The 19,472-nt window shown below is 53.0% G+C and carries 35 protein-coding genes; 1 reads left to right on the plus strand and 34 read right to left on the minus strand.

The features are described from left to right. Positions 1 to 11 precede the first annotated feature (11 nt). The 11 genes from fliP to fliF form a co-directional block, all read right to left on the minus strand. A complete protein-coding gene (gene fliP, locus B1H58_RS15095) occupies positions 12 to 743 on the minus strand; it encodes a flagellar type III secretion system pore protein FliP (RefSeq protein ID WP_085072336.1) in 732 nt (243 codons plus the stop codon). Beyond that, the gene (gene fliO / locus B1H58_RS15100) at positions 743 to 1,147 is read right to left on the minus strand and encodes a flagellar biosynthetic protein FliO (RefSeq protein WP_085071294.1); all 405 of its coding nucleotides are present in this window, start codon (positions 1,145 to 1,147) and stop codon (positions 743 to 745) included. Before fliO ends, fliP begins: the two co-directional genes overlap by 1 nt. Before the next feature lie 2 nt (positions 1,148 to 1,149). After that, positions 1,150 to 1,563, minus strand: coding sequence for a flagellar motor switch protein FliN (fliN, locus tag B1H58_RS15105; RefSeq protein ID WP_085071295.1), 414 nt, complete (start codon positions 1,561 to 1,563; stop codon positions 1,150 to 1,152). Then, complete coding sequence (fliM, locus tag B1H58_RS15110; protein ID WP_085071296.1) at positions 1,556 to 2,563, minus strand: flagellar motor switch protein FliM; 1,008 nt, start codon at positions 2,561 to 2,563, stop codon at positions 1,556 to 1,558. The genes fliN and fliM overlap by 8 nt, the downstream gene beginning before the upstream one ends. Positions 2,564 to 2,567: 4 nt before the next feature. After that, on the minus strand, positions 2,568 to 3,050 hold the full coding sequence (gene fliL, locus B1H58_RS15115) for a flagellar basal body-associated protein FliL (protein WP_085071297.1): 483 nt from the start codon (positions 3,048 to 3,050) through the stop codon (positions 2,568 to 2,570). A 132-nt stretch (positions 3,051 to 3,182) separates the two neighbouring features. Then, the gene (locus tag B1H58_RS15120; RefSeq protein WP_085071298.1) at positions 3,183 to 4,427 is read right to left on the minus strand and encodes a flagellar hook-length control protein FliK; all 1,245 of its coding nucleotides are present in this window, start codon (positions 4,425 to 4,427) and stop codon (positions 3,183 to 3,185) included. Beyond that, positions 4,420 to 4,869 carry a flagellar export protein FliJ gene (gene fliJ, locus B1H58_RS15125; protein ID WP_085071299.1) on the minus strand — a complete coding sequence of 150 codons (450 nt, stop codon included), beginning with the start codon at positions 4,867 to 4,869 and terminating at the stop codon, positions 4,420 to 4,422. The genes B1H58_RS15120 and fliJ overlap by 8 nt, the downstream gene beginning before the upstream one ends. A 45-nt stretch (positions 4,870 to 4,914) precedes the next feature. Next, entirely contained in the window at positions 4,915 to 6,276 is a 1,362-nt protein-coding gene (gene fliI, locus B1H58_RS15130; RefSeq protein WP_085071300.1) for a flagellar protein export ATPase FliI, read from the minus strand. Next, a complete protein-coding gene (gene fliH / locus B1H58_RS15135; protein ID WP_085071301.1) occupies positions 6,276 to 6,983 on the minus strand; it encodes a flagellar assembly protein FliH in 708 nt (235 codons plus the stop codon). Before fliH ends, fliI begins: the two co-directional genes overlap by 1 nt. Then, positions 6,976 to 7,968, minus strand: a complete 993-nt coding sequence (gene fliG, locus B1H58_RS15140; RefSeq protein ID WP_085071302.1) for a flagellar motor switch protein FliG — start codon at positions 7,966 to 7,968, stop codon at positions 6,976 to 6,978. The genes fliH and fliG overlap by 8 nt, the downstream gene beginning before the upstream one ends. After that, on the minus strand, positions 7,965 to 9,686 hold the full coding sequence (gene fliF / locus B1H58_RS15145) for a flagellar basal-body MS-ring/collar protein FliF (protein WP_085071303.1): 1,722 nt from the start codon (positions 9,684 to 9,686) through the stop codon (positions 7,965 to 7,967). Before fliF ends, fliG begins: the two co-directional genes overlap by 4 nt. 229 nt (positions 9,687 to 9,915) lie before the next feature. Here fliF and fliE point away from each other — a divergent pair, with 229 nt between their 5' ends. Beyond that, positions 9,916 to 10,227 (plus strand): flagellar hook-basal body complex protein FliE, encoded by a 312-nt coding sequence (fliE, locus tag B1H58_RS15150; protein ID WP_085071304.1) that lies wholly within the window; start codon positions 9,916 to 9,918, stop codon positions 10,225 to 10,227. Between the two features lie 22 nt (positions 10,228 to 10,249). Here the strand turns inward: fliE and B1H58_RS15155 are convergent, their stop codons facing one another. The 23 genes from B1H58_RS15155 to B1H58_RS15260 form a co-directional block, all read right to left on the minus strand. Then, entirely contained in the window at positions 10,250 to 11,542 is a 1,293-nt protein-coding gene (locus B1H58_RS15155) for a tyrosine-type recombinase/integrase (protein ID WP_085071305.1), read from the minus strand. A gap of 32 nt (positions 11,543 to 11,574) precedes the next feature. After that, the gene (gene xisR / locus B1H58_RS15160) at positions 11,575 to 11,823 is read right to left on the minus strand and encodes an excisionase family protein (RefSeq protein WP_085071306.1); all 249 of its coding nucleotides are present in this window, start codon (positions 11,821 to 11,823) and stop codon (positions 11,575 to 11,577) included. 80 nt (positions 11,824 to 11,903) lie between these two features. Beyond that, the gene (locus B1H58_RS15165; RefSeq protein WP_085071307.1) at positions 11,904 to 12,248 is read right to left on the minus strand and encodes a hypothetical protein; all 345 of its coding nucleotides are present in this window, start codon (positions 12,246 to 12,248) and stop codon (positions 11,904 to 11,906) included. Positions 12,249 to 12,298: 50 nt separating this feature from the next. Continuing rightward, complete coding sequence (locus tag B1H58_RS15170) at positions 12,299 to 12,628, minus strand: hypothetical protein (protein WP_085071308.1); 330 nt, start codon at positions 12,626 to 12,628, stop codon at positions 12,299 to 12,301. Continuing rightward, positions 12,625 to 12,834: a hypothetical protein gene (locus B1H58_RS15175; protein WP_085071309.1), complete on the minus strand. Its 210-nt coding sequence runs from the start codon at positions 12,832 to 12,834 to the stop codon at positions 12,625 to 12,627. The genes B1H58_RS15170 and B1H58_RS15175 overlap by 4 nt, the downstream gene beginning before the upstream one ends. A 2-nt stretch (positions 12,835 to 12,836) precedes the next feature. Beyond that, entirely contained in the window at positions 12,837 to 13,100 is a 264-nt protein-coding gene (locus B1H58_RS15180; protein WP_085071310.1) for a DUF5405 family protein, read from the minus strand. Positions 13,101 to 13,161: 61 nt separating this feature from the next. Beyond that, positions 13,162 to 13,455 carry a hypothetical protein gene (locus B1H58_RS15185; protein ID WP_085071311.1) on the minus strand — a complete coding sequence of 98 codons (294 nt, stop codon included), beginning with the start codon at positions 13,453 to 13,455 and terminating at the stop codon, positions 13,162 to 13,164. Continuing rightward, positions 13,452 to 13,697 (minus strand): DNA polymerase III subunit theta, encoded by a 246-nt coding sequence (locus B1H58_RS15190; protein WP_085071312.1) that lies wholly within the window; start codon positions 13,695 to 13,697, stop codon positions 13,452 to 13,454. Before B1H58_RS15190 ends, B1H58_RS15185 begins: the two co-directional genes overlap by 4 nt. Beyond that, positions 13,694 to 13,882, minus strand: coding sequence for a hypothetical protein (locus B1H58_RS15195; protein ID WP_085071313.1), 189 nt, complete (start codon positions 13,880 to 13,882; stop codon positions 13,694 to 13,696). The genes B1H58_RS15190 and B1H58_RS15195 overlap by 4 nt, the downstream gene beginning before the upstream one ends. 29 nt (positions 13,883 to 13,911) lie before the next feature. After that, positions 13,912 to 14,181 carry a hypothetical protein gene (locus B1H58_RS15200; RefSeq protein ID WP_085071314.1) on the minus strand — a complete coding sequence of 90 codons (270 nt, stop codon included), beginning with the start codon at positions 14,179 to 14,181 and terminating at the stop codon, positions 13,912 to 13,914. Between the two features lie 228 nt (positions 14,182 to 14,409). Beyond that, positions 14,410 to 14,817 carry a hypothetical protein gene (locus tag B1H58_RS15205; protein ID WP_085071315.1) on the minus strand — a complete coding sequence of 136 codons (408 nt, stop codon included), beginning with the start codon at positions 14,815 to 14,817 and terminating at the stop codon, positions 14,410 to 14,412. A gap of 131 nt (positions 14,818 to 14,948) precedes the next feature. Beyond that, positions 14,949 to 15,149, minus strand: a complete 201-nt coding sequence (locus tag B1H58_RS15210; protein ID WP_085071316.1) for a hypothetical protein — start codon at positions 15,147 to 15,149, stop codon at positions 14,949 to 14,951. A 2-nt stretch (positions 15,150 to 15,151) separates the two neighbouring features. After that, entirely contained in the window at positions 15,152 to 15,454 is a 303-nt protein-coding gene (locus B1H58_RS15215) for a hypothetical protein (RefSeq protein ID WP_085071317.1), read from the minus strand. 23 nt (positions 15,455 to 15,477) lie between these two features. Then, a complete protein-coding gene (locus B1H58_RS15220; RefSeq protein WP_085071318.1) occupies positions 15,478 to 16,068 on the minus strand; it encodes a DUF669 domain-containing protein in 591 nt (196 codons plus the stop codon). Beyond that, positions 16,065 to 16,745 carry a DEAD/DEAH box helicase family protein gene (locus tag B1H58_RS15225; RefSeq protein WP_085071319.1) on the minus strand — a complete coding sequence of 227 codons (681 nt, stop codon included), beginning with the start codon at positions 16,743 to 16,745 and terminating at the stop codon, positions 16,065 to 16,067. Before B1H58_RS15225 ends, B1H58_RS15220 begins: the two co-directional genes overlap by 4 nt. After that, positions 16,727 to 16,903 (minus strand): hypothetical protein, encoded by a 177-nt coding sequence (locus B1H58_RS20670; RefSeq protein ID WP_157130186.1) that lies wholly within the window; start codon positions 16,901 to 16,903, stop codon positions 16,727 to 16,729. Before B1H58_RS20670 ends, B1H58_RS15225 begins: the two co-directional genes overlap by 19 nt. Beyond that, on the minus strand, positions 16,890 to 17,090 hold the full coding sequence (locus B1H58_RS15230; RefSeq protein ID WP_085071320.1) for a DUF5444 family protein: 201 nt from the start codon (positions 17,088 to 17,090) through the stop codon (positions 16,890 to 16,892). The genes B1H58_RS20670 and B1H58_RS15230 overlap by 14 nt, the downstream gene beginning before the upstream one ends. A gap of 2 nt (positions 17,091 to 17,092) precedes the next feature. Then, positions 17,093 to 17,221, minus strand: a complete 129-nt coding sequence (locus tag B1H58_RS15235; RefSeq protein WP_085071321.1) for a protease FtsH-inhibitory lysogeny factor CIII — start codon at positions 17,219 to 17,221, stop codon at positions 17,093 to 17,095. 146 nt (positions 17,222 to 17,367) lie between these two features. Beyond that, positions 17,368 to 17,550: a hypothetical protein gene (locus B1H58_RS15240; RefSeq protein WP_085071322.1), complete on the minus strand. Its 183-nt coding sequence runs from the start codon at positions 17,548 to 17,550 to the stop codon at positions 17,368 to 17,370. Positions 17,551 to 17,570: 20 nt separating this feature from the next. Continuing rightward, positions 17,571 to 17,777, minus strand: coding sequence for a hypothetical protein (locus B1H58_RS15245; RefSeq protein WP_085071323.1), 207 nt, complete (start codon positions 17,775 to 17,777; stop codon positions 17,571 to 17,573). Between the two features lie 150 nt (positions 17,778 to 17,927). After that, complete coding sequence (locus tag B1H58_RS15250) at positions 17,928 to 18,371, minus strand: hypothetical protein (protein ID WP_085071324.1); 444 nt, start codon at positions 18,369 to 18,371, stop codon at positions 17,928 to 17,930. Between the two features lie 84 nt (positions 18,372 to 18,455). After that, positions 18,456 to 18,785, minus strand: a complete 330-nt coding sequence (locus B1H58_RS15255; protein ID WP_157130187.1) for a transcriptional antitermination N peptide — start codon at positions 18,783 to 18,785, stop codon at positions 18,456 to 18,458. A 318-nt stretch (positions 18,786 to 19,103) separates the two neighbouring features. Further along, on the minus strand, positions 19,104 to 19,424 hold the full coding sequence (locus tag B1H58_RS15260; RefSeq protein WP_085071325.1) for a hypothetical protein: 321 nt from the start codon (positions 19,422 to 19,424) through the stop codon (positions 19,104 to 19,106). Positions 19,425 to 19,472 lie beyond the last annotated feature (48 nt).

Below are 19,472 nucleotides of genomic sequence, written 5' to 3' on the forward strand. Positions count from 1 at the left end.
TGCTCCGGGTATCAGGAATAAAAGCTCTGCGCCAGCGACCCAACCAGCAACTGCCAGCCGTCAACCAACACAAATAGCATCAGCTTAAATGGCAGGGCAATCGTTGCCGGCGGTACCATCATCATCCCCAGCGCCATTAACACGCTGGCAATGACCAAATCGATAATCAAAAAAGGAATAAACACCGTAAAGCCAATCTGAAAGGCGGTTTTCAGCTCGCTGGTAACATAAGCTGGCAGCAGAATACGCATCGGCACCGCTTCCGGCCCGACGATGGGCGGGGTGTTCGCCAGACGGGCAAACAGCGCGAGATCCGCTTCACGCGTCTGACGCAGCATGAACTCACGCAGCGGCTGTGCGCCTTTGTCTATCGCCACTTCCATCGAGATTTTGTTCTGACTAAACGGCAGGTAGGCGTCCTGATAAATCTTATCGAACACCGGCGCCATGATAAAAAAGGTCAGGAACAGCGACAGACCCAGCAGCACCTGGTTCGGTGGCGCAGAAGGCGTACCCAGCGCGTTACGCAGCAGGCCGAACACGATGATGATGCGCGTAAAGCTGGTCATCATCAGTAAAATGGCTGGCAAAAAGGTCAGCGAGGTAATAAAAACCAGCGTCTGCACCGGCAAAGACCAACTCTGACCGCCATTCGGCAGCGGCTGAGTAACCAGACCAGGCAATTGAGCATGCACCTCCGGCGTTAACAACAGCAACGGCAGGAGGGGAAGCAGACGACGAATCATTGTGGTTTTCCGGGACGTTTCACTAACGTCTGTAAAAGCTGACGGAAGTCAGGTGCCGCCTGGGCGGGCGGCGCATCCTGTTGTTCGGGATCTTTAGGCGGCAGCGTATGCAGATGAGTAATCTGCTGCGCCGTCACGCCCAACACCAGGCGGGCATCTTCTACTTCGACAATCACCACGCGCTCGCGCTGACCAACCTGTACGCTGGCGCTGATTTTCAGCGCCTGCGGGCCGCCAAGGCGTTTCGGCGTAAAGCCAAGACGCCGGGCCAGCCAGGCGAAGACGAGGATCAGTAAGACGATCCCTGCCAGTACGCTACTGACCTGCGTTAATGCCGAGCCGGTCGAAAAGGCGGGCTGTGGTGCTTGCTGAGTCGTTGCCTGCTGGGTGCTGTTGCTCATTATTAGCGGCTCAGGCGGCGCATGCGTTCAGACGGGGTGATGATGTCAGTGATACGGACACCATACTTATCGTTCACGACCACAACTTCACCCTGTGCAATCAGGTAACCGTTAATCAGAATATCCAGCGGCTCACCGGCAAGACCTTCCAGCGCGACCACGGAACCCTGCGCCAGACGCAGCAGCTCTTTGATCGTCATTTTGGTGCGGCCCAGTTCAACGGTAAGTTTGACCGGAATATCCATGATCAGATCGATATCCTGCAGCGAACCGCCGACATCTTTACTGTCCAGTGATTTGAACACGCTCTCGGTGGATGACGACGCGCTGTCGGTCGAGGCTTGTTCACTCATGGCCTCTGCCCACAGATCGTCCGCAGAAATGCTGTCATCGGACGTGTTTTTGCTGTCACTCATCGGGCTGTTCCTCATTCAGCGAATTCAATATCGGATTAATCAAGTGTTCTACACGCAGCGCGTATTGTCCATTCAGGGTGCCATACTGGCTGGTTAGCACCGGCACGCCATCAACATGCGCGATAATGCGATCCGGTTTTTCAATCGGTAGTACATCACCGGGCTTCAGCTGCAGGATGCGCGACAAACGCAGAGAGACGTCGGCAAAATTTGCAATCAGCTCCAGCTCGGAATGCTGCACCTGCTTCACCAGCGTATCGCGCCAGTTTCTGTCTTCCTGCCGCGAGTTTTCCAGCGGCGGGTTAACCAGCAGTTCACGCAGCGGCTCGATCATGCTGAAGGGGATACAGATATTGAATTCCCCTACTAGGTTGCCGATCTCCACCTGAAACGGCGTGGTCACAACAATGTCGTTCGGTGACGTAGTGATGTTGGTAAATTTTACCTGCATCTCCGAACGCACATATTCAACATCCAGCGGATAGATTGCTTTCCATGCATCACTGTAGCCTTCCAGCGCCAGCTTCAGCATGCGGCGGATCACGCGCTGTTCCGTATGGGTAAATTCGCGTCCTTCAACTTTAGTCGGGAAGCGCCCATCGCCACCAAAAAGGTTATCCACCGCAATGAATACCAGGCTGGGCGAGAAAACGAACAGCGCTGTGCCGCGCAGCGGCTTCAGGTGGATCAGGTTCAGGTTGGTCGGCACCGGCAGGTTACGGGCAAATTCATGGTACGGCTGAATTTTAATCGCCCCAACACTGATATCCGGACTACGACGCAACAGGTTAAACAGTCCCATACGGAACTGGCGCGCAAAACGCTCGTTGATAATCTCCAGCGCCTGCATGCGCTCGCGCACCACGCGACGCTGGGTATTAGGATCGTACGGGCGAATATTGTCATCGCCGATACTCTTATTCTTATCATCTTCCGCGCTTTCACTGTCGCCATTGAGAAGCGCGTCAATCTCAGCCTGTGAAAGAATGCTATCGCCCATTAACTCACCTCAATATGAAGGCGGTAAACAGTACATCGTTTACGACCTGCGGAGGTTGACCTTTAACCAGCGGCGGTGCCAGCGACTGCTTGATCTGTTCTACCAGTTCCTGCTTACCCTGTTCCGATGCCAGCTTCAATGAATCCTGGCGTGAGAGCAGCAGCAGCAACCGGCTACGAACTTCAGGCAGATAGTCGTTCATGCGAAGACGCGTTTCCTCATCCGGCAGACGCAGGGTAAAGCCTACGTACAGCACGCGATCGGGATCGTTATCCGCATTGACCAGGTTAACCGTAAATGTATCAAGAGCATAAAAGACCGGGGCGGCAGGCGGTTCCACTTTCGCGGCAGCCTGATGTCCGTCGGTTTTATTCATTGTTCGCCACACTACATAGCCTGCCACGCTGCAAGCGGCCAGCGTTACAACCAGTAACACCGGAATCAGGATGGAACGTTTGCGGCCTTTAGCTTTCGCGTTATCAGACATTTTGCAGATATACCCTGTGAATTATCTGGGGCAGGCCATAGTGGCTAGCCGGAAGTGATTATCGCGCGTCTCTCGCCGATCAATGGGGGGAAAAGACGCGCCTTTTGCTTTTACCTTTGGCGTTTGTCGCCGTCAGGCGAATGTATCTACTGCGCTACTGCCCGCCGCCCGCGCCTGTAAGGCGGCGGGGACCGCCAGCGGTGTTACTTCATCTTCGCTACCTGATGCCAGCGGAAATCCAGCTTGAGGCTGGTCGCGACGCGGTTCCTGCTGGCTGCCGAAACTCTGGCTCTGCGGGAAAGCGTCGCTGCTGACGTTGCTTTGCGTCAGGTTGATGCCGCTTTCTGCCAGCGCGGTGCGCAGATGGGGCAGGGCGGCTTCCAGCGCAGCGCGTACCTGACTATGGTTTGACACCATACTCAACTGCGCCTGATCGTTATCCAGCTTCAGGCTGATCTGGATCGCGCCTAAATCGTCCGGATGCAGACGCAGCTCGGCGTTCTGTTGCCCGTTGCGACTGAACATCAGCACCTGCTGGCTTACCGCCTGCTGCCACTCCGGACTGCCCAGCTGCGCATTAATCTGCGAGGTTACCGGCGTCATTGCCGTTGCCGAAGCGCCAGGGGCGGCGGTTGCGGCGGTTGCGCTATTCATTGCTGCTGACAGCGCGCTTAGCGTATGCGTCGGCAGATTGTCTTTATTCTCTGTGCCTTCATTCTGACGCGTTTCGTTCATCAGATTCTGGAAGCTGGAAAGCGGAGATTCCTCCTCGCTACCGGCAGCGGTCGTCGCGGCAGCAGCCAACGGCATACCGCTGCTCAGGCTGCTTTTCTCCGCATCACCATCCGGGGCAACAGACTGTTGCGCGAGCAGCGCTGCGTTCAGGTTGCCGCTTTGGCTATTGAGAGAGCCGAGGCCACTACCTTCGAGTTTCACGTCATTACTTTTTGCGGCCTGCTGTACCAGCGGCGTTTGCGGCAGCATGGCAAACAGCGCCTGTAAAGATTGCTGATCGGCAGCGCTTAAACTGTCTCGTTTCAGCTCTTCTTTATCATCGGCGAGTTTAAGGTTCTCTTTAGCCTTTTCCGGCGTCAGCAGCGCATCAATTGCTTCAGGATTTTGCACTGCGGCCAGCAGCTGGCTCAGCTCGCTTGCCGGTTTTTTTTCTGCCAGCGCTTTTTGCGCATCAGCGGGCAGCGTGGCTTTTCCATCGCCCTGTTTCGCCAGCGTCAGCAGACGATTGCCGAGCAGCGTCAGGAATGCCTCCGACAGCTGGCCGGAAGCCGCGCCGTCGCCGCTGACAAGGCCGGTGCCGTTGGTAAGGTCGACACCGCTATCGGCGCTGACGGTATTCACTGATGTTGGCAACTTAATCATTAGCCTTCCTCAAAGATGCCCGTTGGGCATACTCATCCATCCGTTTCTGATCGAGACGGTTTTCCTGTAATAGTTCATTGGCCTGCGAACGAGCCTGAAGCGTTTCCCAGGCGTGCAGCCGCTGCTGTTTGTTGCGCCAGACGTCAAGCGCCTGCTCGACTTTCTGCGTACACTGTGTCAGCTGATGACGATGCTGTTCGATGGCTTTTTCCAGCGTCTGAATAAACTGGTGATAGTTAGTCCAGCGCGAACTGGCGATGCCGGTCGACATGTTGTTGTTCAGCTTATGACGATATTCATCCTGATAGTTGAGCAGCATATTCAACTGCTCATCCGCCTGCTGTTGGGCACGACGCATCGTGCCCAGCCGGATAGCTGCGTCTTCCACCTCTTTCTGCGCCAGGTCGCGCAGGGTTTCCATCGCACTGTTGGGTTTAGCCATCGTCAGGTGACCTCATTCCTCGCGTCGGGCCGTGGCCCGACGACATCAACCAAAAATTGCCTGGAGATGCAGGCAGGCATCGTCATAGCGGCTCTGCTCGAAGATGCCCTGTTGCAAAAAGGATTCCAGCATTGGCCACAGTTTGATTGCCTTATCCAGCATTGGATCGCTCCCGGCTGCATAGGCGCCGACGCTAATCAGATCGCGGTTGCGCTGATAGCTGGAGAGCAACTGTTTAAACTGGCGCACGCGCGCATAGTGCGCTTCATCGATCAGCGCGGTCATCGCACGACTGATTGAGGCTTCGATATCGATAGCCGGATAGTGGCCCGCTTCCGCCAGCCGCCGCGACAGCACCACGTGGCCGTCAAGAATGGCGCGCGCGGAGTCAGCGATCGGATCCTGCTGGTCATCGCCTTCGGTTAATACGGTATAGAAAGCGGTAATCGAACCGCCGCCATCGATGCCGTTCCCGGCGCGTTCTACCAGCGCAGGCAGCTTGGCGAAAACCGAAGGCGGATAGCCTTTAGTCGCCGGCGGCTCGCCGATTGCCAGCGCAATTTCACGCTGCGCCATGGCATAGCGCGTTAATGAATCCATAATCAACAGCACGTGCTGACCGCGATCGCGGAAATCTTCAGCGATGCGCGTGGCATAGGCCGCGCCCTGCATACGCAGCAGCGGAGATACATCCGCCGGAGCAGCAATCACCACCGAGCGCGCGCGCCCTTCGGTGCCAAGAATATTTTCAATAAAATCTTTAACTTCACGGCCACGCTCGCCAATCAGACCGACCACAATCACATCGGCTTTGGTATAGCGCGCCATCATGCCGAGCAGCACCGATTTACCCACGCCGGAACCGGCAAACAGGCCCATACGCTGACCGCGGCCTACCGTCAGCAGCGCATTGATCGCGCGTACGCCGGTATCCAGCACGTCGGTAATCGGTGTGCGCTGCAGCGGGTTAAAGGGTGGGGTAATCAAGGGGGCGCGGTAGCCGGTTTCCGGTGCGGGCAGACCGTCCAGCGGACGACCGCTGCCGTCCAGCACGCGACCGAGCAGCTGAGGACCCAGCATCAGCTGTTTCCCGCTCTGCGCGTTATCGCCACTGACGCGGGCGAATACGCGCGCACCGGGCAAAATGCCTTCCACTTCTTCCAGCGGCATCAAAAAGAGTTTCTGACCGTTGAAGCCAACCACTTCGCTTTCAACTTCAGAAACCTGTTTACCGTCATGACGTTCAATAACGCAGGTCGCTCCCAGCGGCAACTGCAGGCCGGTCGCCTCCAGTACCAGACCGGTGGCGCGCGTCAGGCGACCATAGCGGCGTACCTCAGGCACTTCCGCCATGCGTTTTTCAAACGCATCCAGTGAACCCAGCCAGCGTGAAAGACGAGTCGTCATTACAGCTCTCCCGGTGCCGCCAGGCGACACAGTTCATGCCAGCGTGTCGCCACGCTGGCGTCCAGATCGCCATCTTCCGCGCTCAGTTTGCAGCCGCCCGGATGCAGCGAGCTGTCAGCCAGCAGGCGCCAGCCATGCAGATCGAGCGTTGGGCCAAGCGTTTGTTCCACGCGCTGCAGATCGTCAGGATGAACCCGCAGCTGCGGCTTGCCACTGAACATAGGTTCCTGCTGGATCATCTGCTGAATCTGACGCAGCAGAGCAGAGCCGTCGACTGCCGTCGCCTGGCCGATAACCTGCCGCGCCGCTTCCAGCGCCAGCTGCAGCAGACGTGAGGCGATGACGCTGTCCAGCGCTTCCAGCGTATGCTGAAATTCGGTTACCAGCTGCTGCATGCGCGCCTGAACCGGTGCCTGCTGCTGCTGAGCTTCCGCCAGTCCCTGCTGAAAACCCGCATCAAAACCCGCCTGCCTGCCTTCATTAAAGCCTTTCTGCTGGCCTTCGGCATAGCCTTGCGCATGGGCGTCAAGGCGTGCCTGGGTCTGCATCTGCTCCAGCTGCGACTGCGGCGAAAAGGCTTCGCTTTCTTCGCTGGTGTCGAAGGCGAAGTCGGGCTCGGCCTGCGGCTCAGCGACAGGCTGATCAAAACGCGTTAGATCGTCAGGCTGCCAGCGCTGCCACGGACGGGAAGAAAAGGCATCAGACATAGGTTTCCTCGCCACCGCCAATTACCATTTCGCCGCTTTCCGCCAGACGACGCACGATAAGCAGGATCGCTTTCTGTTCGTTTTCTACCATCGACATACGTACCGGGCCACGGTTGGCGAGGTCGTCGCGCAGAATATCGGCAGCACGCTGCGACATATTCTTGAGGAACTTCTCGCGCAGCGGCTGATCGGCGCCCTTCAGTGCAACCAGCAGCGATTCGGATTCCACTTCCTGCAGCAGGCGTTGAATGCTGCGGTCGTCCACATCCACCAGGTTTTCGAACAGGAACATTTCGTCGACAATTTTCTGCGCCAGTTCGCCATCGAACTCGCGTACCGCTTCCATAACAGCTTCTTCCTGCTGCGTTTTCATCAGGTTGATGATTTCCGCTGCGGTTCTTACGCCGCCCATCTTCGCACGCTTGAGGTTTTGACCATCCAGCAGCGAGTTGAGCACTTCGGTCAGCTCCGCCAGCGCCGCTGGCTGCACGCCGCCGAAGGTGGCGATACGCAGCATCACGTCGTGACGCAGACGATCGTCGAACTGAGCCAGGATATCCGCCGCCTGTGAACGCTTGAGATGGACCAGGATGGTGGCGATGATCTGCGGGTGTTCGTCGCGGATCAAATCGGCAGCCGACTGCGGCTCCATAAAGTTGAGCGTTTCCATACCGCTGGTGGTTTCGCGCGTTTCCAGAATATCTTCCAGCAGCGTTGAAGCACGCTCTTCGCCCAGCGCTTTGATCAGCACCGAACGCAGATATTCGTTGGAGTTCAGGCTCAGCGCCGCGAACTGCTCGGCATCCGTCTCGAACTCACGTAGCACGTCGGCCAACTGCTGGTGAGAAACCTGATTCATATTGGCCATGGCTGCGCTCAGGTGCTGCACTTCCCGTGTGCTGAGGTGCTTGAACACCTCAGCGGCACGGTCTTCACCGATCGTCATCAGCAGGACGGCGCTTTTTTCAGTACCGGTCAGACTCATAGTTCGTTACTCATCCATTGGCGAATTACCAGCGCTACAACGCGTGGATCGTTTTCAGACATATCGCGGATGCGCTGGCTCATGACTTCGGCGCTGACGCGATGTTTAGATTTACGTTCCTGCTCCTGATCGTCTTTGCTGAGCGAAACAGAGAAGGCTTCTTGTTCCTTACGTTGCTGTTCCAGCGCTGCCGCTTGTTCAGCCGCCTGTTTGGTCTGCTCCTGTTTACGCAGCAGGTGCGGACGAACCAGTTTGCGGTAGAGGATGAAGGCAACCAGAGCAACCAGTAACCAGCGTCCCGCGTTCATCATCTGTTCGAAGAAGGACTGCTGCTGCCAGAACGGAAGTTCGCTGACGGTATCCTCTGTCTGGGTAAACTGCGAGTTGACCACGTTGATGCTGTCGCCACGATCGCTGGAAAAGCCCATTGCTTCACGCGTCAGATCTTCAATCTGTTTCAGCTGTTTCTCATTCAGCGCCACCGCCTTGCCTTTATCATCGGCGCGGTAGTTCACTACTACAGCAACCGACAGGCGTTTCACGCCGCCCACATTCATCTTGGTATGACGAATGGTGCGATCCAGCTCATAGTTGGTGGTTTCATCGTGATGCGTATTAGACGGCACCGGACGCGCAGCAGCGGTGGTGGCCGTTGTATTAGCCGCAGCCGCAGCCGGATTCGCTGCATTAGCATTAGCATTAGCATTAGCTTTTGGCGTTTCGATCGGCGCGCTGTTCGCAGGCGCAGGCTGATTAGAGAGCGCACCCGGTACGCCGCCAGGATACTGGCCGCCAATCTGCTCGTTGCTGCTGCTCTGACGTGAGCGAACAGCGGCATTGACCGGATCGGTATTTGGTTTGTATTGCTCTTCTGTTTGTTCACGCGTATCGAAATCGATCTGGGCGGTGACCTGCGCGTGTACATTGCCGCTGCCGACGATCGGCGCAAGGATCGCTTCAATGCGCTGCTGATAACGGCTTTCTACTTCGGTTGCGTATTTCAGCTGGGCATCGTTCAGGTCACGACCGGCTGCGTCGGAGCGCGTCAGCAGGCGACCACTTTGATCGACAACCGTGACGTTGCCCGGCGGGAGACCGGCCACGCTGCTGGAAACCATATGAACGATAGCGTTGATTTGACCTTCATCCATCGCACGACCCGGTTGCAGGTTCAGCGTGACGGAGGCGGAAGGGGATTTCTGTTCGCGAACGAACAGCGTTGGTTTCGGCATCGCCAGGTGTACACGGGCGCGTTTTACCGGACCGAGTGATTCAATGGTGCGTGACAGCTCGCCTTCCAGCGCACGCTGGTAATTCACCTGCTCGCTGAACTGACTGATACCGAACTTCTCTTTATCCAGCAGTTCAAAGCCCACGGCGCCGCCTTTCGGCAGCCCCTGCTGAGCGAGACGCAGGCGCAGCTCATGTACCTTTTCTGCCGGCACCATCAGGGCGCCGCCTTTATCTTCGAAGCGGTAAGGGATATTCATCTGAGTCAGCTGCGTCACGATTGCGCCGCCATCCTCATCTGAAAGGTTATTATAAAGGACGCTATAAGCCGGTGCTTTTGCCCACAGTACCATCGCAACAATGATGGCAGTAGCGGCGGCGGCTGCGATTATCAGCGGGATCCGCGGATTGGCGCGCAGGCGAGCAACAAGGTCATTTAAGCCTTTCTTATTTGTTGTTTCCTGAGTTGCGGTTGCATTCATGACCATTTCCTGCCTGACAGTTGACCGGACTGTGTGTTAAGTGGTGACAAAACTGACTCCCTGATACGGCTTAGAAAAGTTCCACTTCAATGGATGCCATTATTTTCCTATTCGCAAATTTCGATGGGTCAAAAAGCCATGTTTTTTGCTGTCATTTACACCCTTTGTCCTATTGACTTTGTGTTAAGTTTATTCGCACAGACTAAACGAACCGCCAATAACAACGAGGGTTAACATGGCAATCCAGGGGATAGAAAGCGTGATTCAGCAGCTGCAGCTTGGTTCGCTGCAGGCCAGTAACAGAAACACTGACAGCGTGGCGCAGGCTGATTTTTCCGCGCAGATGAAAGCGGCGCTGGATAAGATCAGTGAAACGCAAAACCACGCGCGTGCGCAGGCACAGGACTTTACGATGGGTAAACCGGGTATCGCGCTGAACGACGTAATGATCGATCTGCAGAAATCATCGGTTTCCATGCAGATGGGCATTCAGGTGCGTAATAAGCTGGTATCAGCTTACCAGGAAATCATGAATATGCAGGTGTAGTGGGGTAACTTACTGAAATATATTAAATACCTTGGCTTGCTGTTCTCCTGTAGGGCATATGTAGGACAAATTCATTCAGCTTTGAGTTCAGAAGACTAACTTGCTCGTTGTTATTCTCCGGCATCCACGCCCCATATACCTGGTAAACCATTTGGGAATTCGCATGCCCCATTTGGTTTGCCACAAAGTTTGGGTTGGCTCCGGCAGACAATGACCAGCATGCATAGGTGTGACGAGACTGATATGCCTTCCGGTGTCTCACCCCGGCACGTCTGAGCGCTGATTTCCATGTCTGCCCTAAAGAGGCCACTGCGTAATAGTTTCCGGCCAGACTGTTTATTGCGTAGATGCCTGGATTAAAGACAAAGGTGCATTGCTCCTGCTCCTTTTTCTGGAACTCACGCATATGAACTTCGATATCGACGGGCTTGTTCATGCGGGTCAGTTCCATCTGGTCTTTAAGGACTTCTATCGCACTATCGATAAGACAAACGATGCGGTTGGTACTGGTTCTGGTTTTCGGTGGAGTAAACCGGCCTTCATTGGTCAGGTTACGGCACACCTTCAGATAACCGGCCTTCAAATCGATATCTTCCCATGCGAGTGCGCATAACTCGCCGTGGCGCAATCCGGTTAAAACAGCCAGGCTCCATAAGTTGGCAACCTGACGGTTTGCACATTTCTCAATGACTCGGGCAAACTCATCGCGGGTAAGTGGATCTGGTTTCTTATGGTCCTTCTTAAGTGGTGCGATACTTGCCATAGGATTGCGGGGTATGTAGCCATTATCAAAGGCAAACTTAAACAGTGCAGACAGGTCTGTCATGCATCCGTTTACGGTGGCAACCGATCGCCCCTGTTTCTCTACTGAATGCATTCTGCCCGGAAGTTGTGGACCGGTTAGAAGCTCTCTCCTGAGATTCAGTAAATCCTCGCTTTTTACTGAGCCTACCGCCCGGTCAGGTCCAAGCATCTCAATCGTCTTTCTTACCCGGCGTTCATACGTACAGTATGTGCTGTGTGCAATTTCTGGTTCCTTTAACTTTAACCAGCGGGCTGCCAGCTGACCCATGGTTATTTCGCTTTCCTGTGTGTGCGAATGTCTGAAGAGTGGAGAATCGGGAAAGCTTTCCTGATAGTTAAACGTCCCTGTTTTAATCTGGTACATCACATTGGCCCGTAACTCTCCGGCCATTTTTCTGTTCTTTGGCGTGTCTGGAACGCCAAGCGACTCCCTTCGCCTGACGCCCTGATATGCGAACCATATGCGCAGATTCCCGCCATTGGGCTCAACGCCCGTTGGATACTTTGCCATCACAACTCCTGATTAGTGAACGGGAAGGGCATTTAAGCAGATTTGCGACGAGGAATCGCTGGCGGTTGTTTCTCAATCCATTTTTCTACGGCTCGCCAGTCATAAAAGCACATGCTGTTTTCCCGTGGGACGCCGTCAGGAGAGACGTGTTTATATTCGCGCCCCTCCATCCAGGAGACTTCGCGGGCAGTTTTAATTGTGTTCTTTTTCAGGCCAGTAATCTGCATGAGAACGGCCTCAGATACCCACTTGCTCGGCATGAGCTGGATAACGTTTTCCATGAATGACCTCTACAGGTAGTTGAATATTGCTCTGGTGATGATGATCGCAATGATGGTGATGAGAAGGTGGAGTGGGGTGATCATTCTCCGAGTAGCTCTTTCATGCGCCGATATGTCTCAGGGGCGCGGTTATCAGGGCGCTTAATTTCAGCGCTTAGCAACGTCATCAATTCATCCCAGTTATCGAGAATCGGCTTAAACTTCGGTACTTTTTCGCCGATGGTGGGAAAGTGGTCTCTGATTTCTGGAATTGCTTTAACCAGCTTCCGGCAGCGGTTAAGGTCAGATGGGTCCCACGGCGGGCTAAAGTGGCTTCCGTAAAAAGGTTTATCCATGCCCAGAGCGATAGACGCCATTGTTGCAGAGCTAACGCCGACGCGGCCATTAGCCTGCCATTGCAAAACCTGCATAGCTAATTCAGACATAACAACTCCTCACGCATAGCGCGATAGTGAATAGGGGTAGGGGTTGGGGGTTAGATGTACTGCGCTGAGTCAGCGGCGAGCAGGGTGATTGCGAGGCGCACAGCTTCTAAGCGCCGATTGAACTGATACTCAACAGTGCGGGATTGCGCTCCTGCTGGCTCGCTAACCAAAACAACCCGATCGCCGAAGCAAATATTCATATCCATCAAAGCGGCAAGGTGCATGGCCTGCTCTGTGGATTTAATCGGGTTCCACTCTTTTCCGGCAATAACTGAGAGGTCGATTTTCTCAAGCGGTGACGTTGCCCAGTAACAGGCTGCTGCGCGTGAAAGTCGGCATAGTTCATCGTCGGCCAGCTGCCTCACTTCATCCTGTGTCATGCCACGCTCCTCTGCCTCTCAGCCCACACCATGCGCTCATGGTCAGTTCGGCACTCATCGCTACAGAAGTGCCCTTTGTCTATCGGCTCATTGCACCAGTGGCATATGCCGGTGAATGTCATAACGGGCTTAGGCCGGTTAGCCAGTGCTATCTCTATCAGCTGCTGCTCGCGTTCTGCGGCTTCATCGAGAATATCGGCATGCATGATTACTCTCCTTTAAAGGCCTGTTCACACTGCATGGCTACGCTTTCAATTCGCTCCTGCATGGCTTTGATTGTGTCAATATCGGATTGCTTCAGGTCATGAGTGATAAGCTCCCGCACCAGTTGATGCATTTTCGGGAAGAAGCCGAGACGCGAGAGAACGATTTGCCCCTTCGTTTTTCCTGACTGCGACACTTTCTTCTCATAAAGCACAAAATCGTGGGTACTGCTTTCGATGATGTAACGGTTATCAATTTCAATTTTCATGTTATTTCTCCGGAATTTGGGCGTAAAAAAACCGCCATCAGGCGGCTTGCATTAGAAACTATCATGGGTGAGGTTTAAGCCCTGCGGCTATCGCACGTTTTATAGCGATCGAATCAAACTCAATGATGGAATTAATGGTTCCAATAAAGTAGCGATGTTGCTTATCCCACACTTCAAACACGTTATAAAAAGGCATGTTAATTTGTTTGGCGGGAGCAAGTCTGTCACTGGAAGAAAGAACTTGAGGCTCTTTGTGGTGTGCTGAAATCCGAGCTCCATTGCGAAGCGGTGAGGCGAATTCATCTATATCGTTTTCTTTTGGTCCGTCTATGTAATAAATTTGATATTGGCTCACTTCCCATCCTCCTGCTTAAAATAAACCGGGTCAGTACCTTTAGGTAGCTGCTGCGCCACCTGCCTGTAATGCTGCAATCTCTCCCTGAAGTAACCGCGTAACTCTTCCGGCTGCTCCATCTCTACCTGCTGCGGGATTACCGGCTGGTTCAGGCGCTCTTTGTAAGCCACGCCTGACGCCGCGAGGTCAACGTTAACCTTATCCCTTTCTTCTTTGCTGCGTGCTGCGAGATTGTGGCTCATGATTTATCCTCCCCGTCTGCAGTCTTACCGCGCCTTTTCCTCTGCTCGTAGGGGGTTTTCAAAACATCAAATGACGGCACATAGCCATTTTCAAAACGCTCAGCATTTGCCTTCGCCATAGCTTTTCGAGCCCATTTATTACCGCCGCTCTTTGCTTTCGGTGCACTCTTTTTATCATCGGACATGACGATACCTCCTGAGTGGAGTATATCGCTTATTGGATCAGGGTGGGCTTGCAGTATAGAGGCACTTCATTGAATCGTTGGGTGGATGACAGGTCGGCCTCCACGACAACTCCCTTTTTCTTCCACAGAAGGCTTAATTGTGACATTGGCACCCAGGCAGCAGGCTCACTGAACGCCTTCCGCAGCGCCTGAAGCTCACGAGCCATAGCTCGCCATTCTTCCTGAGTAGCGCTATTAATCTCGTTGCTTGGCTTGGGCTCAAACGCTACGAGCTCAGCTAACCTTTCATTGCTAATCATAATTATCTCCTTACCTCACCGCACTCAAGCTGAGCTAATGGTCGCCGCTCATTTACGCGGCGCTTCATGAACTCGCATTCTGCTTTGGTGGAGTAGATTTTATCGGTCAGGGGTAGGGCGTGAGAGTGAGCGGTGATGAGGAGGATGAAGCCTGTCAGCATTTATTCTTACCTCCGGAATCTGGACAAAAAAAACCGCCCGAAGGCGGCTTGTTACGAAAAATGTTTGTTACTGCACTTTGGTTGCCTGAATGGTGGCATAACCAGTGTTATCAACGCAGTTGTCGTCAGTTACGAATGCCATCATTGTTGATGTAGTCGGTATATTGAGAGTCATTGGGGTGCTGTTGATAGTAGTTCCCCAGCGGCCATTACCCAGCCCGCCCTGTAAATAAACAGAGCTAATCAGGCATCCGTTAGTTAATGAGCCATTCATGCAACTCATGTTGTTGGATGCCAGGGAAACATTGTATGTGCCGGGAGCTAACTGAAACTGTAGTGCAGTACCTGCCTGAACCTTACTGTTACTTAACGGGGGATAAATGCAGTGGGCTTTACCACTAATTGTAAATGTTTCTGCCTGGCTGCCAAAAGATAAGAACGCCAGGAGAAGTAACGCTTTAACTTTAGTCTGCATGATAGATATCCTTTAATGAAAATAACGTCATGTTATTAAATGGTTGTCCTTCGAAGCGCAACGGCCCAAAGAAATATTACTGTATATAAATACAGTATAAATATCCACTGAAATCACAGGATTTATTAAAGTTATTTAATGTCTTGAGGTATGAGCCAGACCAGTTCGTCGCGCTCAAATGAGTGATGAATCCCGTCCACAACGCACAGCACTTTCCCTCTTTGGTGGCGCACCTCGCTTACCTCTCGCGGCTGACCATCTTCAAACTCCAGCTTCCAGCCTTCCTGAATGCGGCCCGCTTCCTTGCGTAGCCTGCGTTGGTATTTGCGCATAATCACTCCTGACGGTCGGCGTCGCCTGCACCTTTGCGGCGGTCGGTGTAATCGCCATACCATTCGTGCGTCTCCTGATATGGCGTAACAGTGATGCAGGGCAGGATGGGGCGCTTGGCTGTCTGCTCTGCATGATGACGCTGTAGCCGCTCTGTATGCCTGTCTACAGTTGATTTAATGCGTTCGTGCTGCTCTCCCTGCCGCATTGCCTGAATAGCTCCGATAGCGCCAGCAAGCACCTCCTGCCTGCGGCGTTCCATATCCTTCAGGCGTGACAATGCCGCCCCGGCTTGAGGTGATTGCATGGTGTTTATCCTGTGGTAGTTACTTAGAAGGGAGTGAAGCCTGAATCGTCTTGCTGGCCGTACTGCTCGTACTCGTTGTGCTGCGCAGCGCCTTTCTTACGCTCATCTTTATCTTTCAGTCCGCACGCCATGCGGTCTACTGTTTCCGCCGGCTTACCTTCAGCCTTTTCCTGAAGCGTCTGTCGGGTCTGTGCAATGAATGGCAAACGAATTTCCAGTCCGTAGGTATCTGAGCCGTCATGTTTGCTGCGCAATACTTTCTGAAGCACCAGACCAACTTTTTTACCGGTGAACTCCGGGGCCACATACTGATTGACTGCCTTCATGTGGTTGGTGAGTTGCTTAACGCCGGCGCAGCCCATGATGGCGTGAATCATGTTTACGCCAAAGGTGTTGGCGCTGCCGTCTTTCTTGCTGACGTAAACGCTGAGGTACTGAACCTTGCGGCCATCATCAGACTCGCCAGAGAACTCGATGGCTTTGGCGCCGCCCTGAGATGTCGTGAGAGCAGCTTCCGTAATGGTGATGACGTAGGCGCCGGACTCATTGATAAATCCGCCCATTCCGGCGGTTAATGCTGCTTCTTCGTTGTAAGTAAAAATCACGTTGCTCATGCGGCGTTTTCCTTGAGGTTATGAACATTTGACAGGCCCCAGTAATCGCAAATGGTTGCGTCTACCATCGCCAGGTCGTTATCGATTTCGTTGGTTTCAAACATACCCATCGGCGACTTCACTGTGTCAGCGCCGTTGTTTTTGGTGGTGAAGAAGAACTGGTCGTCGCGGGTGAGGGTGCGCAGGACGATAGTGAACATGCCTTCGACAGTGATTTTTTCATCCAGCATTTTGCCGATCGTTTTCATCTTCACTCGACCCATGGCTGTTTCTTCGGTATGAGCCAGGAAGTAAACACGAAGGTCATCAGGGGCGTCCTGAGCGGCTTTAATGATGTCCCATGCGTGCCGGCCGATTTCCGTGAATTTATCGAACGACTTCTCCTCAGAGCGGCGCATAAATTCGTTGCTCATCACGTACTGGAAGTCATCAATGATGACGATGCGCTTGCCGAGGTGGTGAGCCCACTTGATGACATTCACGATCGCATCATGCTTATCTGTCGACACCACGGTACCGGTCTTTTTATCCTTGTCCCATGGAGTCCATTCTTTCGATTTGAATGGCAGGGGCTTGCCGATCGGCTTAACCAGCATTGCCTGTTTGGGGTCAATATTGCGCAGGCTCGTTGTTTTGCCTGTTCCCGATTCACCCAGGATTAAAGTTGCTGTTCCCATGCGGAACCTCCCATCATTCGCGCCTGCTGCATTTCCGTGTGGTGGTCAGCAATCGCATCCTTCGCTGCCTGCTCATCTGTCATCACTTCCTGCATCAGAGGCTCTGTGATGGCTTTCATCATCTCGATGAAGTAGAAATCGTCGTTAAGCTGCTGCATGGCTTGTTACCTTTGCTGTGAATTCCGCGTCCTGACTGATATGCCAGCCCAGACAAATCTGTGAAGCCCACTCAATCGCGTCGTGCATCCCTTCGTTGTTATCAGGGAAAGATGCTTCGTAGTGCTTATCCAGCAGGCGACAACGCTGCATAACCCGCAGGATTCCGTTATCGGGGATAATCGTCATTGTTATGGCCTCCCGGGCTGATTCAGCGTATCGATGAGGTTGCGCCAGCCGGTACGCAGGCGGCGGGTGATAAGTTCTAGAAGTGATTCAGAGCAGCCAGCAACAGGCTGCCCTGCAAAAGCGAGTTGCATGGCGGTTCCTTAAAATTGGTTATTGGTATCAAAAAGAAGGGAGCCATTGCGGCTCCCATAGGGTGTCTTACTGTCTGGTTATTGAAGGTCTCTAAAGCGTTGGTGCGTAGCACCTCAAAGCCGTCTGAGCAGACAGCTTTACGGTGTTACTCAGTCACAAGCTGATCGAACCATTCAATATATTGCTCAGCCATTTCTCTCAGCGACCTTGCATACTCCTGTTCTGCAGCGCTGAAGTCCGATAAAGATTCGCAATTTCCAATCGCATCCAGGCACTGCTCGAAATCCAGCTTCGTATTCCTGAATTGGCAATAGCTCATATTTCCCATATCTCTTCTCCTGTCAGTTGTTACTGGCCGCACGCTGCAAGCATTGCGTCGGCTATTTCGTAAGCGTAAATAGGGATTTCTCCTGATGGAACGCCACTTGCCAGCATCCCCTGCATAGCCTTAGCTGCGAAGTAGTCTCGAAGCTGCAATCCTTCACTGCACCATCCGGACTCGTCGTAATTTGCCGGACTTGTTGGAAATACTGGCCCGCCTGTTTCTTTGCTCATTTCAATCTCCTCAGTAACCTGTTACGTACGCCAGCGCCATCAGCGCGACTATTGTTAAAACAATCACCACACTCTCTTCTCGTGTAACCATGGTGTTGGCCTGAATTCAGGTAATAAAAAAGGCCGCCGTGGCGACCTGTGTATAAAGTTTCATTTCTTTGGCTTTAGCTTTTCCATGCTATTAACAAGCGAGGATAAGCGAGATCTAAGGGTTGGGGTATCAAGGCCGTTCTGGACATCCCAGTTAAGCGACTGCAACTCGCGAGACCATCCTGCTATCGCATCGTTAAACTGTTTTGCTCTGCTGGCCTGCCGCAACCTGCTGCTTTCCAACTCACTTACACGCTGTTTAGCTTCAATTTGCAATTTGCCCTTGCCAACCTGCAACGCATCAATAGCAACTTGCTTCATTTCCGCTTTTGTTAAAGGATGGAGGTTGTCGGCACCCAAGAAAATTACTTCATCAATTGTTTTAAATAGCAATAAACAGTCCGTTTTTTCTTTGCTGTTCCCATCGATGCATTCAACCTCTACTGCTGGGGTGAAACCAAACTGCTTCACCCGCATTGCGGTGTAAGACATATTGCTTTTCATTTTCCCTCCTGGCGCTTTGTTAATGATTATCGCCAAGGCGTAACTGCTATTCTTTGATTAATTACGCATCGACATCGAAAAGAATCAATCGTAATAAGCCGGAATCGATTTCCCGCGCATCTTCTGTCGGGCGTTAACAATGTGCGTTGCGCCCGGACGAACGGTGTCGAAGTTCTTACGCTTACCAAGCGACAACGTTACGCGCTCAGCAGCGGCTTCAATTTGAAGCGTGTACTCGTTAGGCGTCAGTTTGTCCGCCTGGCTCATTGGCTTGCGCTTGCACTGCAGCTCAACGCGGCTAGGGGTAGGGCGGTGTAATGTATCCGCGCTTTTGCTAACTTCACTTTGCAGATGTGCGCGGCGCTCACGGCGGCGGCTTTCTGCTGAACCGGTAAATGCTGTTCTGCGTGTCATAAATCCTCCTGTGGGCTTCCGGTTGCGCTGCTATCAACGCATTCGGAAATCCGCATCGGTATATGAATTTGGCTTTTCAGCCACGTAGGTGATCCGTCACCGTTGTATAAAGAGCGTGTTGTCCGTTTCGTTACTGACTCAGCGTCGTGCTGATGGATGTAATATACAAAACGTATTCATGCAATTCAATACGAAATGTATACAAATTTGATGTGGATACATTATGTGCATGATTTTGGTGTGAATTTATTTTTTGCGAGGCATATCACAGGCACAAAAAAGCCCGCACAGTGGCGGGCTAGTGTCTTCAAGTAAAGTTTATTGGCAGTTCTTGGAGGCTTTGATGTTTTGCAATTGCATTAATCGAGCATTAGCTTTTTCGGTAGCTGCGCTTTTAGCCAAACCGTTCCCTAAGCCGAAATCACCCATAAAACCCAAAACGGTTCTTCCATCAAAGCTACCAGTTTCTTTAATCTGATTCTGCATGCTGTGAACTTTGGCAATTTCCTGATCAAGAGCCTTACAGTCAAAAACTGCAACTTCTTCAGGCGTTAACGACGGGGCTTGGGGGTACTGCTTCGTGGCACAGCCAGCAAGAAGAGCGATGCTAAGGAAGAGTGCGGCTTTAACGACTTTCATCGAGAGTTCCCAGATATGATCATGATGAAAGATTATCGGCAGAAGTGA

The sequence above is a fragment of the Pantoea alhagi genome (assembly GCF_002101395.1).
GTDB lineage: Bacteria > Pseudomonadota > Gammaproteobacteria > Enterobacterales > Enterobacteriaceae > Mixta > Mixta alhagi.

What these genes read in the sequence shown, in the direction of transcription:
- fliO (WP_085071294.1), bottom strand. Translation starts at nt 1,147, where the DNA reads ATGAGCAACAGCACCCAGCAGGCAACGACTCAGCAAGCACCACAGCCC.
- fliN (WP_085071295.1), bottom strand. Translation starts at nt 1,563, where the DNA reads ATGAGTGACAGCAAAAACACGTCCGATGACAGCATTTCTGCGGACGAT.
- fliM (WP_085071296.1), bottom strand. Translation starts at nt 2,563, where the DNA reads ATGGGCGATAGCATTCTTTCACAGGCTGAGATTGACGCGCTTCTCAAT.
- fliL (WP_085071297.1), bottom strand. Translation starts at nt 3,050, where the DNA reads ATGTCTGATAACGCGAAAGCTAAAGGCCGCAAACGTTCCATCCTGATT.
- B1H58_RS15120 (WP_085071298.1), bottom strand. Translation starts at nt 4,427, where the DNA reads ATGATTAAGTTGCCAACATCAGTGAATACCGTCAGCGCCGATAGCGGT.
- fliJ (WP_085071299.1), bottom strand. Translation starts at nt 4,869, where the DNA reads ATGGCTAAACCCAACAGTGCGATGGAAACCCTGCGCGACCTGGCGCAG.
- fliI (WP_085071300.1), bottom strand. Translation starts at nt 6,276, where the DNA reads ATGACGACTCGTCTTTCACGCTGGCTGGGTTCACTGGATGCGTTTGAA.
- fliH (WP_085071301.1), bottom strand. Translation starts at nt 6,983, where the DNA reads ATGTCTGATGCCTTTTCTTCCCGTCCGTGGCAGCGCTGGCAGCCTGAC.
- fliG (WP_085071302.1), bottom strand. Translation starts at nt 7,968, where the DNA reads ATGAGTCTGACCGGTACTGAAAAAAGCGCCGTCCTGCTGATGACGATC.
- fliF (WP_085071303.1), bottom strand. Translation starts at nt 9,686, where the DNA reads ATGGTCATGAATGCAACCGCAACTCAGGAAACAACAAATAAGAAAGGC.
- fliE (WP_085071304.1), top strand. Translation starts at nt 9,916, where the DNA reads ATGGCAATCCAGGGGATAGAAAGCGTGATTCAGCAGCTGCAGCTTGGT.
- B1H58_RS15155 (WP_085071305.1), bottom strand. Translation starts at nt 11,542, where the DNA reads ATGGCAAAGTATCCAACGGGCGTTGAGCCCAATGGCGGGAATCTGCGC.
- xisR (WP_085071306.1), bottom strand. Translation starts at nt 11,823, where the DNA reads ATGGAAAACGTTATCCAGCTCATGCCGAGCAAGTGGGTATCTGAGGCC.
- B1H58_RS15165 (WP_085071307.1), bottom strand. Translation starts at nt 12,248, where the DNA reads ATGTCTGAATTAGCTATGCAGGTTTTGCAATGGCAGGCTAATGGCCGC.
- B1H58_RS15170 (WP_085071308.1), bottom strand. Translation starts at nt 12,628, where the DNA reads ATGACACAGGATGAAGTGAGGCAGCTGGCCGACGATGAACTATGCCGA.
- B1H58_RS15175 (WP_085071309.1), bottom strand. Translation starts at nt 12,834, where the DNA reads ATGCATGCCGATATTCTCGATGAAGCCGCAGAACGCGAGCAGCAGCTG.
- B1H58_RS15180 (WP_085071310.1), bottom strand. Translation starts at nt 13,100, where the DNA reads ATGAAAATTGAAATTGATAACCGTTACATCATCGAAAGCAGTACCCAC.
- B1H58_RS15190 (WP_085071312.1), bottom strand. Translation starts at nt 13,697, where the DNA reads ATGAGCCACAATCTCGCAGCACGCAGCAAAGAAGAAAGGGATAAGGTT.
- B1H58_RS15195 (WP_085071313.1), bottom strand. Translation starts at nt 13,882, where the DNA reads ATGTCCGATGATAAAAAGAGTGCACCGAAAGCAAAGAGCGGCGGTAAT.
- B1H58_RS15200 (WP_085071314.1), bottom strand. Translation starts at nt 14,181, where the DNA reads ATGATTAGCAATGAAAGGTTAGCTGAGCTCGTAGCGTTTGAGCCCAAG.
- B1H58_RS15205 (WP_085071315.1), bottom strand. Translation starts at nt 14,817, where the DNA reads ATGCAGACTAAAGTTAAAGCGTTACTTCTCCTGGCGTTCTTATCTTTT.
- B1H58_RS15210 (WP_085071316.1), bottom strand. Translation starts at nt 15,149, where the DNA reads ATGCGCAAATACCAACGCAGGCTACGCAAGGAAGCGGGCCGCATTCAG.
- B1H58_RS15215 (WP_085071317.1), bottom strand. Translation starts at nt 15,454, where the DNA reads ATGCAATCACCTCAAGCCGGGGCGGCATTGTCACGCCTGAAGGATATG.
- B1H58_RS15220 (WP_085071318.1), bottom strand. Translation starts at nt 16,068, where the DNA reads ATGAGCAACGTGATTTTTACTTACAACGAAGAAGCAGCATTAACCGCC.
- B1H58_RS15225 (WP_085071319.1), bottom strand. Translation starts at nt 16,745, where the DNA reads ATGGGAACAGCAACTTTAATCCTGGGTGAATCGGGAACAGGCAAAACA.
- B1H58_RS20670 (WP_157130186.1), bottom strand. Translation starts at nt 16,903, where the DNA reads ATGCAGCAGCTTAACGACGATTTCTACTTCATCGAGATGATGAAAGCC.
- B1H58_RS15230 (WP_085071320.1), bottom strand. Translation starts at nt 17,090, where the DNA reads ATGACGATTATCCCCGATAACGGAATCCTGCGGGTTATGCAGCGTTGT.
- B1H58_RS15235 (WP_085071321.1), bottom strand. Translation starts at nt 17,221, where the DNA reads ATGCAACTCGCTTTTGCAGGGCAGCCTGTTGCTGGCTGCTCTGAATCA.
- B1H58_RS15240 (WP_085071322.1), bottom strand. Translation starts at nt 17,550, where the DNA reads ATGGGAAATATGAGCTATTGCCAATTCAGGAATACGAAGCTGGATTTC.
- B1H58_RS15245 (WP_085071323.1), bottom strand. Translation starts at nt 17,777, where the DNA reads ATGAGCAAAGAAACAGGCGGGCCAGTATTTCCAACAAGTCCGGCAAAT.
- B1H58_RS15250 (WP_085071324.1), bottom strand. Translation starts at nt 18,371, where the DNA reads ATGAAAAGCAATATGTCTTACACCGCAATGCGGGTGAAGCAGTTTGGT.
- B1H58_RS15255 (WP_157130187.1), bottom strand. Translation starts at nt 18,785, where the DNA reads ATGACACGCAGAACAGCATTTACCGGTTCAGCAGAAAGCCGCCGCCGT.
- B1H58_RS15260 (WP_085071325.1), bottom strand. Translation starts at nt 19,424, where the DNA reads ATGAAAGTCGTTAAAGCCGCACTCTTCCTTAGCATCGCTCTTCTTGCT.